The following is a 13,209-nucleotide window of genomic DNA, read 5'->3' as shown; positions in this document are numbered from 1 at the left end:
CCTACATCTCTCGACTACTTGCCTATAGCCTGTAGGAAGATGCAGACTACGCATAGGCAGGCAAGCAGGCAGCGAGAGAGGAATCCCATGGCGCGCGTCGGACTCACCCCGGAGCGGCTCGCCCGGGCGGGCGCGGAGCTCGCGGACGAGGTCGGCTTCGACCAGGTCACCGTGTCCGCGCTCGCCCGGCGGTTCGACGTCAAGGCGGCGAGCCTGTACGCGCACGTGCGCAGCTCCCAGGACCTGCGGACCCGGATCGCCCTGCTCGCCCTGGAGGAACTCGCCGACCGCGCCGCCGACGCGCTCGCCGGGCGGGCCGGCAAGGACGCCCTGACCGCGCTGGCCGACGTCTACCGGGACTACGCCCGGGAGCACCCCGGCCGGTACGCGGCGGCCCAGCTGCGGCTCGACCCGGAGACCGCCGCCGCGAGCGCGGGCGTGCGGCACGCGCAGATGACCCGCGCGCTGCTGCGCGGCTACGACCTGACCGAGCCGGACCAGACCCACGCGGTCCGGCTGCTGGGCAGCGTCTTCCACGGCTACGTCAGCCTGGAACTGGCCGGCGGCTTCAGCCACAGCGCCCCCGACAGTCAGCAGTCCTGGACCCGCGTCCTGGACGCGCTCGACGCGCTGCTGCGCAACTGGCCGGCGCCCACGGCCCCCTAGCCGGCCCCACGCCCCACCCACCCGAGGCCCGTCCCCCGGTGGGCCCCCTTCGTCAACGGATCGAATCGACATGCCCACCGACTGGATCACCACTCCCCTCACCGCCGACCTGCTGCGCGGCGCCCTCGACCTGGAAAGCACCGAGGACGGCCTGCTGCCCCACCGGCTGCCCGCACGGGCCCGCGCACAGGCCGCGGACCCGCAGCTCGAACTGGCCGAGGAACAGCCCTCCGGCGTGCGGCTGGTGTTCCGCACCCGGGCCACCGCGGTGGAGCTGGACACCCTGCCCGTCAAGCGCGCCTACGACGGCGCGCCGGCCCGCCCCGACGGCGTCTACGACCTGCTGGTCGACGGCCGGCCCGCCGGGCGGGCCACGGTGGCCGGAGGCGACACCCTCACCGTGGACCTGACCAGCGGGGCCACCGCGTACCGCCGCGGCCCGGTCGGCACCGCCCGCTTCACCGGCCTGCCCGCCGAGGAGAAGACGGTGGAGATCTGGCTGCCGCACAACGAGATGACCCGGCTGGTCGCGCTGCGCTCCGACGCGCCCGTGGAACCCGCGCCCGCCGACGGGCGTCCGGTGTGGCTGCACCACGGCAGCTCCATCAGCCACGGCTCCGACGCGGCGAGCCCCAGCACCACCTGGCCCGCGCTGGCCGCCCGGCTCGGCGGCGTGGAGCTGGTCAACCTGGGGTTCGCCGGCAGCGCCCTGCTCGACCCGTTCACCGCGCGGGCGATGCGCGACACCCCGGCCGACCTGATCAGCGTCAAGATCGGCATCAACGTGGTCAACACCGACCTGATGCGGCTGCGCGCCTTCGGCCCGGCCGTGCACGGCTTCCTCGACACCCTGCGCGACGGCCACCCGGACACCCCGCTGCTGGTGGTCTCGCCGCTGCTGTGCCCGATCCACGAGGACACCCCCGGCCCCACCGCGTACGACTTCTCCGCGCTGGCCGAGGGGCGCCTGCGGTTCCGGGCCGCCGGGGACCCGGCCGAGCGCGCCGCCGGGAAGCTGACGCTGACCGTCGTACGGGAGGAGCTGTCCCGGATCGTGGCGCAGCGGTCGGCCGAGGACCCGCACCTGCACCACCTCGACGGGCGTGAGCTGTACGGCGAGGCCGACGCCGCCGAGCTGCCGCTGCCGGACGACCTGCACCCGGACGCCGAGACCCACCGCCGCATCGGTGAGCGCTTCGCGCAACGCGTCTTCACCGAGGGGCCGTTCGCCGGGCGGGGTGCCCCGCCGTCGGAGCGGTCCGGCAGCGCGGCGCGGCGTTAGGCGGCTCCCCCGCGGGCGGGGGGCCCCGCCGTCGGAGCGGTCCGGCAGCGCGGCGCGGCGGTAGGCGGCTCCCCCGCGGCGGGCCCCCCCCCGGGGGCCGGCCCGCCACGACGCGGTTCAGGCCAGCTTCGCCGACAGCGTGATCGGCACGGCCTTCAGGGCCTGGCTGACCGGGCAGCCCGTCTTGGCCTCCTCGGCGACGGAGGCGAAGGTGTCGCCGTCGATGCCGGGGACGGTGCCCTCGACGGTGAGGTGGATGCCGGTGATGCCCTCGCCCGGCTGGAACGTCACGTCGGCGGAGGTGACCAGCCGGGTGGGCGGGGTGCCGGCCTTGGCGAGCATGTTGGAGAACGCCATGGAGAAGCAGCTGGAGTGGGCGGCCGCGATCAGCTCCTCGGGGCTGGTCTTCCCGTTCGCGTCCTGGGCGCGGGAGGCCCAGGTGACGGGCTGCTCGCCGATGGCGCCGGAGGAGTCGAAGGTGACGACGCCGTTGCCCTCGAGCAGGTCGCCTTCCCAGACGGTGTGTGCGGAGCGCGTGGTAGCCACGATTCTTCCTTCTTTCCCTGGATCGTCGGTCGTCGGTCGATCTCCGGGTCCCGCCGTGGGGACCCGGACCCCATCCGATCACACTCGGGCCCCCGTACGGCGAACAGCCGGCCAACGTCCCGGTGGCCGTGCCGCCGGGCTCACCGGACCCGGAACACCGGCCCCGGCGGGCTCGAGGCCCAGCGACTCGGCGAACTCCCGCACCAGGGAGGACTTCCCGATCCCGGGGGCGCCGCACACGAACACGGGCCGCACGGTGGCGAGGCGGAGGAGTAGTTCGGGCATCCGGGAGGGCGTGACGGTGACGGCGGCCTGCAACGCAGGAGCTCCTTGCGGGGGTTCGGCGACGTGCGTTCCGGACCGGTGTGTGCGCGGGCCCCGGCCGACGCAGCCGAACTTCCCTCCGGGACGTGCGGGCGCAGCCCGGGTCAGGCCGCGTGTTCCTCCCGCTCCGCCTCCACCGTCCGGGTCGCCTCCACCGGCACCTCCGGCCCGTTCGACTCGCGCAGCCAGCGGCGCAGCACGCGGTGGACCTGCTCGGCCCCGGCCAGGTCCTCCCCGTCGGCCACCGGCGCGGACAGGGCCAGCGGGGAGAGCAGGAAGGGGCGGGCCTGCGCGCCGCCGAGGCCGCCGTGGGAGCCGATCTGCTCCTCGAACGCCAGGACCTCGCCGTCGGCCGGGTCGTGGAACGAGTTGATCATGATGTCGGCGGCGTGCGGGAAGGAGTGCGTGCGGCGCACCGCGTCGGCGGCGCCCGGTCCGAACGACGCGAGGGGCCCCTGTCCGTCCTCCAGTTCGTCCACCGGGACCTGCGCGCCGTGCGCGCCGAGCACCAGCCCGCCGTGCTCCTCGCTGCGCACCAGCAGGAAGCCGATGCCGGGGTGGTGGGCGAGGGTGGTGAGCAGGGCGGGGTGACGGGCGTCGATCTCCTCCTTGCTCATGCGGTGCGGCACGTCCGGGAAGGACACCAGGCCGAGGTTGCCGGAGGCCAGCACGACGGGCTCGGAGTGGCGGGAGGGCCGGTGGCGCTCCTCGCGTTCCCTGATCGGCCACCGGCGCAGGGCGGCGCGGACGGCGGCGCGGGCCTCGGTGCCGCTGCGGGTGCGCTCCGCCCGGCGCGGCACGGGCAGTCCGCAGCCGGCCCGCACCAGGTCGCCGAGGGACAGGCCGTAGCGGGCGCGGAAGGTCTCGCCGGGGCTCTGCCCGTGGTCGGACAGGACGACGACGCGGTACGGCCGGGGGGCGTGCTCGGCGACCTTCTCGATCAGGGCGAGCGAGCGGTCGAGGCGGGCGAGGACCTTTTCGGCGTCCCGGCTGAGCGGTCCGGAGTGGTGGGCGACCTCGTCGTAGGCGACCAGGTCGGCGTAGACGGCGGTGCGGCCGGCGAGCATGTCGCCCATGACGGCGGCCACCACGACGTCCCGCTCGACGACGGTCGCGAAGGCCCGCACGAACGGGTAGAGGCCGGCGCGGGAGACGCGCGGGCGGCGCTTCTCCAGGCGGGCCCGGGTGGACTGGCCGATCTCCCGGCCGACCTCGGCGACGAAGGACAGCGCGGTGCGCACGGCGTTGGCCGGGTCGGAGAAGTAGGCGAAGTAGCCGGCCCGGGAGCGGGTGTCGCGTCCCCGGCGGCCGATGGCTATGGACAGCACGAGGGCCTGCTCGTCGGCGCCGCCGCCGAAGAGGTTGCCGCGGCTGGCGCCGTCGGCGGTCAGCAGTCCGCCGTCGCCCGTGTGCGCCGTGGCGCGGCGTTGCAGTTCGGCGGCGCCGGTCGGCCGGTTGCAGACCATCACCTCGCCGCGGTCCTTCTCGTACCAGCGGAAGGCGGGGACGTCGTGGTTGGAGCCGTGCAGGATGCCGAGCTGGCTGGCGCCGGTCTGGCTGGACCAGTCGGTGCGCCAGGGCGTGAGCCGGTGGGTGGCGGCGGGCTGCCGCCGCACGGGCCCGTCGGGGTGGCCCAGCCAGCGGGCGACGGTGGGCATCAGGCCCTTGCCGACGGCCGTGAGCAGCACGTCGTGGCCGACGCCGTCGAGCTGGAGGAACAGGGTGCCGTGGGTGGGCGGACAGGCCGGCGCGGTGCCCCGGCGGCGGTCGGCGAGGCGGTACAGCCGGCGGCGGTAGCCGTCGTCGTCGCGCACGACCAGCGCACCGCCGGTCGCGGAGGCGACGGCGGACATCACGGCGGCGACGATGACGGCGGTCTCCGGTGCCGCCTCGCTCTGCCCGGACGGGTTCAGGCGCAGCGCGACCAGCAGCAGGGAGCCGTTGAGGAAGAACACCAGCAGGCCCAGCACCAGGGCCGGGACCAGCAGCAGGAGCCGGACGAGCAGCGGCCAGACGACCGCCGACAGCACACCGAAGACACCCGCGGCGACGGCGGCCGTCACGGCTATGGTGGTGGCGCTGTCGCCGTCGGCGGACTGCAGCCGGAAGTCCGGCAGGATGCCCGCCAGTACGAGCATCGTGACCGTCGAGACGCCCCACACCGCGGCGCTCCGTCCGATCTGGGACACGGCCCGCCGCCACCGCCCTCCAAGCACGCCCTGCCCACCTCGCACGTCCCCGGCCCGCCTGTCGAGGGGGCCCTGTTCACCACCCCCAGACTGTCACACCGGCCGGCGGGCACTGCGGCCCTCCCGGGACCCCGGGTTCCCACGACGCCGGCGTGCCGTCAGCGGCCGTCGCGGCCGGGCATCGGCACGCTGCGCCTCCTCGACTCCCGGGTCCCGCGGTGTCGGCGCGGGCTCAACGGCCGTCGTAGCCGGCCGTCGGCATCGACAGCCTGCGGTGCACCCGGGCCTTCATCTGCGCGTCGTACGCCGGTTCCGCGCCGCCCACGGTCTCCACCCGCACGCCCCGCCGGGTGCACTCGGCCGTGAAGTCGTCCACCGACGACAGCGCGCTCTCCAGCACCCGCCGGCTGGGCGCGACGAACAGGTCGACCCCGGGCCGCACGCCGTCCCAGAGCACGCAGTGGTCCGGCCGCAGCGCGCACACCACCAGCTCCCGCGCGACGACGTAGCCCCGCTCCTGCGCCCACCGCGCGCACATCGCGTGCTGGGTGCGGGAGTCCACCAGGAAGGGATCGGCGTCCAGCTCCTGCAGCGGCGTCAGACTCGCGATCGCCGTGACGCGGACCGGTCCCATGGCGTCCCCCTCACCTCCGGGTTTCGCCAGCGACCCTACTCCTGCCCGTAGGCTTCGGGGAGTCGCGCGAAGGAGGCAAAGAGGTGCCGGTGGAGATCACCTGGTGGGGGCACGCCACCTCCACGGTGGAGGACTCGAACATACGTGTGCTGACCGATCCCTTGTTCGCCCGCCGCCTCGCCCACCTGCGCCGCCGCCGGGGAGCGCTGCCCCCGCCCGTCGCCTGGCGGGCGGACCTGACGCTCGTCTCCCACCTGCACGCCGACCACCTCCACGTGCCCTCGCTGGCGCGCCTCGCGCCCGGCACCCGCGTGCTGGTGCCCCGAGGCGCGCCGCGCGCCGTCCCCGCGCTGCGGCGCCTCACTCACCTCGACCTGGCCGAGGTGGTCCCGGGTGACGAGACGTCCGTCGGCGACCTGCGGGTCCGCGTGGTGTCCGCCCGGCACGACGGGCGCCGGCTGCCGTTCGGACCGCACCGCTCCCCCGCGCTCGGCTACGTCCTGGAGGGCGAGGCCCGCACCTACTTCGCCGGGGACACCGGCCTGTTCGACGCCATGGCAGAGGAGGTCGGGCCGGTCGACGTGGCGCTGCTGCCGGTGGGCGGCTGGGGCCCGCACCTCGGCGAGGGGCACCTCGACGCCGAGCGCGCGGCCCAGGCGCTCGCCCGGCTGGCGCCGCGCAGCGCCGTGCCGGTGCACTACGGCACGTACTGGCCGATCGGCCTGGACGGGGTGCGCCCCCACGAGTTCCACGCGCCCGGCGACGACTTCGTCCGGCACGCCGCCGCGCTGGCGCCGCAGGTCGACGTGCACCGGCTCGGGCACGGGGAGAGCGTGCGCCTGGAGGTCGCCCGGTGAACTGGCTGGCCGTCACCGCGACGACGACCCTGCCGGCCCTGCCGACCCAGTCCACGCAGCAGGCGCTCGGCTACCCCTCGTTGTTCCTGCTGGTGCTGTTCGGGGCGCTGGTGCCGATCGTGCCGACGGGCGCGCTGGTGAGTTCCGCGGCGGTGGTGGCGTTCCACCAGACGGCGCCGTTCTCGCTGGCGCTGGTGTTCGTGACGGCGTCGCTCGCGGCGTTCCTCGGGGACGCGACGCTGTACTGGCTGGGGCGGCGCGGGATGAAGTCGAAGAACGGCTCGCGCTGGCTGGAGGCGATACGTTCCCGCGCGCCCGAGGACCGGCTGGAGCAGGCACAGGAGAAGCTGGCCGAGCACGGGGTGGCGGTGCTGGTGCTGTCCCGGCTGGTGCCCGCCGGGCGCATACCCGTGATGCTGGCCTGTCTGATGGCGCAGTGGCCGCTGCGGCGGTTCTCGCGGGGGAACTTTCCCGCGTGCCTGGCGTGGGCGGTGACGTACCAGGTGATCGGCATCCTGGGGGGTTCGCTGTTCCCCGAGCCGTGGGAGGGCGTGGTGGCGGCGATCGCGCTGACCGTGCTGGTCAGCGCGGTGCCCGGGGTCGTCCGACGGCTGCGGGGGGTGTCGCGGTAGCACAGCCGCGAGGGGTGACGCGGCGGCAAGGGGTAGCGCGGTGGCAGGGGACGCGGCGACGGGGTGTCATGGCGGCGTCCGTGGCGGGCGCGGATCAGCCCAGCACGCGGGAGCCTCCCACCGGCAGGTCCCACAGGTCCTCGCGGGCCAGGCCCGCCTGCTCCCAGGCCGTGCGCACCCGCGTCAGGGGCTCCAACACCGGCTCTGCCGACAGGACGAACGTGCCCCAGTGCATCGGGGCCATCCGGCGGGCGCCGAGGTCCTGGGCCGCGCGGACCGCCTCCTCGGGGTCGCAGTGGACGTCGCTGAGCCACCAGCGGGGGTCGTAGGCGCCGATGGGCAGCAGCGCCAGGTCGATGCCGGGGTAGCGGCGGCCGATGCGGGAGAACCAGTGGCCGTAGCCCGTGTCACCCGCGAAGTACACGCGCTGTCCGTCCGGTGCGGTGAGCACCCAGCCGCCCCACAGGCTGCGGCAGGTGTCGGTGAGGCTGCGCTTGGACCAGTGGTGGGCCGGCACGAAGTCGAAGCGGACGCCGGACAGTTCGGCCGCCTCCCACCAGTCCAGCTCGGTGACGCGGCTGAACCGGCGGCGCTGGAACCAGCCGCCGAGCCCGGCCGGCACGAACACCGGGGTGTCGCGCGGGAGTCGGCGCAGCGTGGGGGCGTCCAGGTGGTCGTAGTGGTTGTGGCTGATGACGACCGCGTCCACGGGCGGCAGCGACTCCCAGGGCACGCCGACGGGCGTGATGCGCGCGGGCGTGCCGAGGATGCGGCGCGACCACACGGGGTCGGTCAGCACGGTCAGGCCGCCCACGCGCACCACCCAACTGGCGTGCCCGGCCCAGGTGACGGCGACCGTACGGGCGTCGACGCGGGGCAGCGGCGCGGGTTCGTACGGCAGCCGGGGGATGTCGGCCAGGCCGTCCTTGCCGGGGCGAACGGAACCCTCGCGGGCGAACCGGGCGATGGCCTTGAGGCCGGGCAGCGGGGCGGTCAGCCGGTCGTGGAAGGTGCGCGGCCACACCCGTCGCTCGCCCAGCGGGCGGGGCTCGGCGAGCGGCGGGAAGGGCTGCGCGACGGGCTCGGCGGCGGCGGGGGGCGGAGTGTCGGTGCCGGGGGTGTCCAGGGCGTCGAGGGGGGCCATGGGGTCGAGTCGCGTGTCGAGGGGGGTGTCTGGGGGGACGGGGGGGTCGGGGGCAGTTCCCGTGACGGGCGTGGGGGCGGACGGTGACGTGGTCGGCGTGGGGGTGACCGTCGCCGTCGTCGTCGTTGACGGGGTGGTGGTCGTCCCGGACTGCTGCGTCATCGAGAGGGCTCCCATCGCTGAGCGTCGTCGCGGAGATCGTCGAAGACCGACCTCAGGTGGATCAACGCGCGGTGCACGTGTGGCAGTTCCAACGGTGCGGGGGACGTGAGGCATTCCGTGCGCTCGGTGTCCGTGGTGCCCAGCAGCGGGCCGGTGGACAGCCGTACGCGCAGCGCGCCGAGGTCGTCCCCGAAGCGGTGGCCGCCCGGCGCGGGCATGCCGAGCCGGGCGCCGAGGAGGTCCTCCAGGTCCTGGGCGTCGCCCACGCCCCGCGCGGACAGCGCGGAACGCAGCGGCGCGAGGTCGACGTACAGGTGGCGGCCGGCGCGCGGCGGCAGGGCCAGCGCGCCGGCGCCCACGACGGCGGCGTGCACGGCCTCGGCCACGCGCGCGTGCAGGCGTACGGCGGCGGCCACGCGCGCGGTGACGGGCTCGGGCTCCCCCAGCGCGTAGGCGGCGGCCGCGGCGACGGGGGCCGCGACGCGCGCGCCGAGCGCGGTGAGGACGTCCAGCACGCGCGCGTGGAGGCCGTCACCGGCCGGGCCCGCGGGGAAGCGGGCGACGGCGGCGGGCCAGCCGGGCGGCAGCAGCGCGCCGGCCAGGTCGGTGACCACGGTGACGTGCTCGGGCAGCATCTCGGCGGGGCTCACCGGCACGGTGTCGTGGACGTCGTGCAGGGTGTCGCGCCAGGTCTCGTCGCTCACGAGGTGCAGTCCCGCGCCGGCCGCCGCCTCGACGGCCTCGTGCAGCACGTCGGGCGGGGCGACGGTGGCGGTGGGGTCGTCGGCGACCGACAGCACCAGCAGCCGCGGGTCGCCGCCCTCGTCGCGCACCCGGCGCACGGTCTCCAGCAGGGCGTACGGGTCGGGCACGCCGCCGCACTCGGCGGGAGTGGCCACGTGGAAGACGGGCCGGCCCAGCGCACGCGCGTACGGCGTCCACCAGGCGGCGCACGGACGCGGCACCAGTACGTCGCCGCCAAGCACGGCGGTGAGCGCGAGCAGCAGGGCCGGGGCGCCCGGCCCCGCGACGATCCGGTCGGCGCCGGCGGGCAGACCGCGCCGCTCCCCGTAGCCGCGGGCGGCCTCCAGCAGGGCCGGTCCCCCGCCGACCGGCTCCGCGTCGGCGCGGTGCGCGGCGCGCGCGAGCACGTCGGCGAGTCCGGGGAGCACCGGGAGGCCGTCGGCGGGCAGTGGCGGCCCATAGCGGACGGGGCCGTGCCCTTCCGCTTCCGTCCGCCGCATCGGGTCCTCCGCGCAGTCCGTCCGTGGTGCTCCGGTGTGCCGCCGCCGCCCGTGGCGCACGGGGTCCGTGGTATCCGGTGCCTCCTGCGGGGCGCGTCGTGCCCCCGCTCTGTGAGTACCCCGCGCGGCCGCTGTCCATGGCCGCTGACGCGATCACGTCCGGCCGGTGCCGCCGCGCCGCCGCAGCCGGTGGACGGCGGCGCCCAGGGCACCGGCGATCAGCAGACCGCCGGCGGCCAGGGCGGGCACGGAGTCGGTGAACGTGCCGCCCTGTCCGGCGCGTACGCCGTGCTGGACGGGGGCGTCGCCGCAGGGGCCGTCCCAGCGGGTCCCGGGTGCGTCGGGGTCGACCGGCGTGACCGGCTCGGCCTGGTGGCCCGGCTTGGCGGGCTCGGGGGGCTCAGGGGGCTCGACGGGCGCGACCGGCTCGGGAGGCTCGGCGGGGTGCAGGGTGTCGAAGGGCTCCGCGGGGTCCTGTGCGCTGTCTCTCGGCTCCTTGGCCGCGGCTCCCGGGTCCTTGGCCGACGCTCCCGGCTCCGTGGCCGTCCCGGGCTTCAAGGGGTCGGCCGGGCGGTCGCAGGGGGTGGGCACGGGGTGCGGGGCGGGAGGGACGGGCCGGGTGGTCGGGGTGACCCCGCCGCAGGACTGTCCGGTGCCGCCGCCCGGGTGGGCGCACGGGGTCGTGGCGCCCGGGCCGGACCTGGCGACGTGCAGCGGGGCGCTCCAAGGGCTCGGCTGCCCGCCGGGCGGTGCCGGGCAGGTGCCGTCGACGCTCCAGGCGTCGTCCGCGTCGGCGCCGTCGCCGGCATCGGCGTCGGCGTCCTCAGCCGGGTCGTCGGCGGCCGCGCCCCCCGGGTCGTCCGCGTCCCCCGCGTCGTCCCCCGGTTCGTCGAGGTCCCCGGCCGGGGCGGCGACGCGTGCCGTGCCGCGGTAGGCGGGCCCGGACAGCTCGTCGCCGCTCCCGGTCACCTTGCGCAGGTGCGCGGTGCCGTCGGCGAACGCGTCCGACGTGGCGTCCAGGGTCTCGGGGGCCGGGGCGCCCAGGGGGTCGCAGGTGACCGAGACGGTCACGGTGCCGCCCGCGTCGACGCTCGCCGGGCCGACCTCCGCCGCCGGATCCGCCCGCGCGGCGGGACCGGTCACGAGGACGGCGCCGGTCAGCGCGGCAACGGACAGGACATGTGCGGTGCGCACCATGGGACGGCTCCTTCGGCCGACGGCTGCGGGACGGGGAGTGGTGCCCCAGGGCCCATCACAGCCCGGCGCGTGGAGCCACGCGCGCGACGGCCCCCCATTGGCGGCACCGGGCCGCCCGTCCGGGTGACGACCGGCCGCCCGCCCGTACGCCGTACGGCGCTAGGTGGTGCCCCGCACGGTCTGGTCGCGCGCTCGGGCTCGCTCCGTCTCGCAGCGTGCGTCGCAACTCCCTGGGGCGTGCTCCGGGTCCGACGGTCACCGTGGGGAGCGGGGAGCGGCCGGGTGCGGAGGTGGCCGTCGGGCCGCGCGGGCGGTCTCCACGGACGTGCCTCCGGTCCGGAGCACTGGCCTCCGCGTCCCCCTGGTCCCGGTGCCCAGGCACCGGGCAGGTTTTCGCGGGGGGCTGCGGGGTGACACGTGAAGGGCGGGTCGCGCACTCCGCCACGCCCTGCAGCCGTACCCCCAACGTTCTCCACCACCGGGAGGCCACACATGAGCACGAAGGTCGCCGACCACATCCTCCAGCGGCTGCGCGAGTGGGGGGTGGACCAGGTCTTCGGCTACCCCGGCGACGGTATCAACGGCCTGCTCGCCGCGTGGGGCCGGGCGGAGGACCAGCCGCGCTTCGTGCAGGCCCGGCACGAGGAGATGGCCGCGTTCCAGGCCGTCGGCTACGCGAAGTTCAGCGGCCGGCTCGGCGTGTGCGTGGCGACCTCGGGCCCTGGCGCCATCCACCTCCTGAACGGCCTGTACGACGCGAAGCTGGACCACGTGCCGGTGCTGGCGATCGTGGGACAGACGCACCGCACGGCGATGGGCGGGTCGTACCAGCAGGAGGTCGACCTGCACAGCCTGTTCAAGGACGTGGCCTCGGAGTTCGTGGAGACGGTGACCGTCCCGGAGCAGTTGCCGAACGTGCTGGACCGGGCGATCCGCACGGCGTACGCGCGCCGTTGCCCGACCGCGATCATCGTCCCGGGCGACGTGCAGGAGCTGGACTACTCGCCGCCCACGCACGCGTTCAAGATGGTGCCCTCCAGCCTGGGCACCGAGGAGTACACGGCGGTGCCGTCGCAGGAGTCGGTGGAGCGGGCGGCCGAGGTCCTCAACTCCGGTGACAAGGTGGCGATCCTGGTCGGGCAGGGTGCGGCCGGGGCCCGCGAGGAGGTCGAGACGCTCGCCGAGATGCTGGGCGCCGGGGTGGCCAAGGCGCTGCTCGGCAAGGACGTGCTGAGCGACGAACTGCCGTACGTCACCGGGTCGATCGGGCTGCTGGGCACGCGCCCGTCGTACGAGTTGATGCGCGACTGCGACACCCTGCTGACGATCGGGTCGTCGTTCCCGTACTCGCAGTTCCTGCCGGAGTTCGGCAAGGCGCGGGGCGTGCAGATCGACATCGACCCGCACATGGTCGGGATGCGGTACCCGTACGAGGTGAACCTCGTCGGCGACGCCAAGGAGACCCTGCGCCGGCTGATCCCGAAGATCCGGGCCGAGGAGCGCGGGCGCGAGTGGTACGAGACGGTGTGCGACAACGTCAGCCGCTGGCGCGACGTGATGGACCGGCGGGCGAACGTGTCGGCCGACCCGATCAACCCGGAATACGTGGCCCGCGCCCTGGACCCGCTGCTGCCGGCCGACGCGATCGTCACGTCGGACTCGGGCTCGGTGGCCAACTGGTACGCCCGGCACCTGACGTTCAAGCCCGGCATGCGCGGTTCGCTGTCCGGGACGCTGGCGACGATGGGCTGCGGCGTGCCGTACGCCATCGGCGCGAAGTTCGCGCACCCGGACCGGCCGGTGATCGCGCTGGTCGGCGACGGGGCGATGCAGATGAACGGGCTCGCGGAGATGATCACGGCGGCGAAGTACGCCGACCGCTGGGAGGACCCGCGCCTGGTCGTAGCCGTCTGGAACAACCGCGACCTCAACCAGGTGACGTGGGAGCTGCGCGCAATGGGCGGCTCCCCGTCGTTCCTGCCGTCGCAGGAACTCCCCGACGTGCGCTACGCCGAGTTCGCCCGCTCGCTCGGCCTGACGGGCATCCGGGTCGAGAAGCCGGAGGACGTCGAGGCCGGCTGGCGCTCGGCACTGGCGGCGAACGGCCCGGTGGTCCTGGAGTTCCTCACCGACCCGTCGGTCCCCCCGATCCCGCCGCACGCCTCCTGGGACCAGATGGAGTCGACGGCCGAGGCGATCCTCAAGGGCGACCCGGAGAGCGCCCACGTGATGAAGCAGGGCATCAAGGCGAAGATCCAGGAGTTCCTGCCGGGCCAGGACAAGTAGGCCCGGGAGGACGTCGGAACAGGAAGGAGCCGGGCGACGACAGCCG

Annotated in this window: 11 protein-coding genes; 5 read left to right on the top strand and 6 right to left on the bottom strand. The window is 75.5% G+C overall.

Annotated elements, in window-relative coordinates; genetic code table 11:
* Positions 1–87: 87 nt before the first annotated feature.
* Both E4U91_RS29785 and E4U91_RS29780 read left to right on the top strand, forming a co-directional pair.
* The gene (locus tag E4U91_RS29785; RefSeq protein WP_137309665.1) at positions 88–666 is read left to right on the top strand and encodes a TetR/AcrR family transcriptional regulator; all 579 of its coding nucleotides are present in this window, start codon (positions 88–90) and stop codon (positions 664–666) included.
* A gap of 70 nt (positions 667–736) precedes the next feature.
* Complete coding sequence (locus tag E4U91_RS29780) at positions 737–1,948, top strand: SGNH/GDSL hydrolase family protein (protein WP_137309664.1); 1,212 nt, start codon at positions 737–739, stop codon at positions 1,946–1,948.
* 117 nt (positions 1,949–2,065) lie between these two features.
* Here the strand turns inward: E4U91_RS29780 and E4U91_RS29775 are convergent, their stop codons facing one another.
* The 3 genes from E4U91_RS29775 to E4U91_RS29765 form a co-directional block, all read right to left on the bottom strand.
* Positions 2,066–2,494, bottom strand: a complete 429-nt coding sequence (locus E4U91_RS29775) for an OsmC family protein (RefSeq protein ID WP_137309663.1) — start codon at positions 2,492–2,494, stop codon at positions 2,066–2,068.
* Positions 2,495–2,922: 428 nt separating this feature from the next.
* A complete protein-coding gene (locus E4U91_RS29770; RefSeq protein WP_137309662.1) occupies positions 2,923–5,034 on the bottom strand; it encodes a phage holin family protein in 2,112 nt (703 codons plus the stop codon).
* Positions 5,035–5,239: 205 nt separating this feature from the next.
* Complete coding sequence (locus E4U91_RS29765) at positions 5,240–5,641, bottom strand: hypothetical protein (RefSeq protein ID WP_137309661.1); 402 nt, start codon at positions 5,639–5,641, stop codon at positions 5,240–5,242.
* 83 nt (positions 5,642–5,724) lie between these two features.
* Here E4U91_RS29765 and E4U91_RS29760 point away from each other — a divergent pair, with 83 nt between their 5' ends.
* Together E4U91_RS29760 and E4U91_RS29755 are read left to right on the top strand one after the other, a co-directional pair.
* The gene (locus E4U91_RS29760; RefSeq protein WP_137309660.1) at positions 5,725–6,498 is read left to right on the top strand and encodes an MBL fold metallo-hydrolase; all 774 of its coding nucleotides are present in this window, start codon (positions 5,725–5,727) and stop codon (positions 6,496–6,498) included.
* Positions 6,495–7,130, top strand: a complete 636-nt coding sequence (locus E4U91_RS29755; RefSeq protein ID WP_137309659.1) for a DedA family protein — start codon at positions 6,495–6,497, stop codon at positions 7,128–7,130. The genes E4U91_RS29760 and E4U91_RS29755 overlap by 4 nt, the downstream gene beginning before the upstream one ends.
* A 94-nt stretch (positions 7,131–7,224) precedes the next feature.
* Here the strand turns inward: E4U91_RS29755 and E4U91_RS29750 are convergent, their stop codons facing one another.
* The 3 genes from E4U91_RS29750 to E4U91_RS29740 form a co-directional block, all read right to left on the bottom strand.
* Complete coding sequence (locus E4U91_RS29750) at positions 7,225–8,436, bottom strand: MBL fold metallo-hydrolase (protein WP_137309658.1); 1,212 nt, start codon at positions 8,434–8,436, stop codon at positions 7,225–7,227.
* Positions 8,433–9,680 (bottom strand): aminotransferase class I/II-fold pyridoxal phosphate-dependent enzyme, encoded by a 1,248-nt coding sequence (locus E4U91_RS29745; protein WP_137309657.1) that lies wholly within the window; start codon positions 9,678–9,680, stop codon positions 8,433–8,435. Before E4U91_RS29745 ends, E4U91_RS29750 begins: the two co-directional genes overlap by 4 nt.
* A 153-nt stretch (positions 9,681–9,833) precedes the next feature.
* Positions 9,834–10,877 carry a hypothetical protein gene (locus E4U91_RS29740; RefSeq protein WP_137309656.1) on the bottom strand — a complete coding sequence of 348 codons (1,044 nt, stop codon included), beginning with the start codon at positions 10,875–10,877 and terminating at the stop codon, positions 9,834–9,836.
* Between the two features lie 492 nt (positions 10,878–11,369).
* On the opposite strand from E4U91_RS29740, the gene E4U91_RS29735 reads away from it, so the two are divergent.
* Entirely contained in the window at positions 11,370–13,163 is a 1,794-nt protein-coding gene (locus E4U91_RS29735) for a thiamine pyrophosphate-requiring protein (protein WP_137309655.1), read from the top strand.
* Positions 13,164–13,209 lie beyond the last annotated feature (46 nt).

This window comes from Streptomyces lasalocidi, from assembly GCF_005280215.1.
Classification (GTDB): Bacteria; Actinomycetota; Actinomycetes; order Streptomycetales; family Streptomycetaceae; genus Streptomyces; species Streptomyces longwoodensis.
Note: the sequence above shows the minus strand (reverse complement) of the source record. Positions and strands in the feature narration are given on the sequence as shown.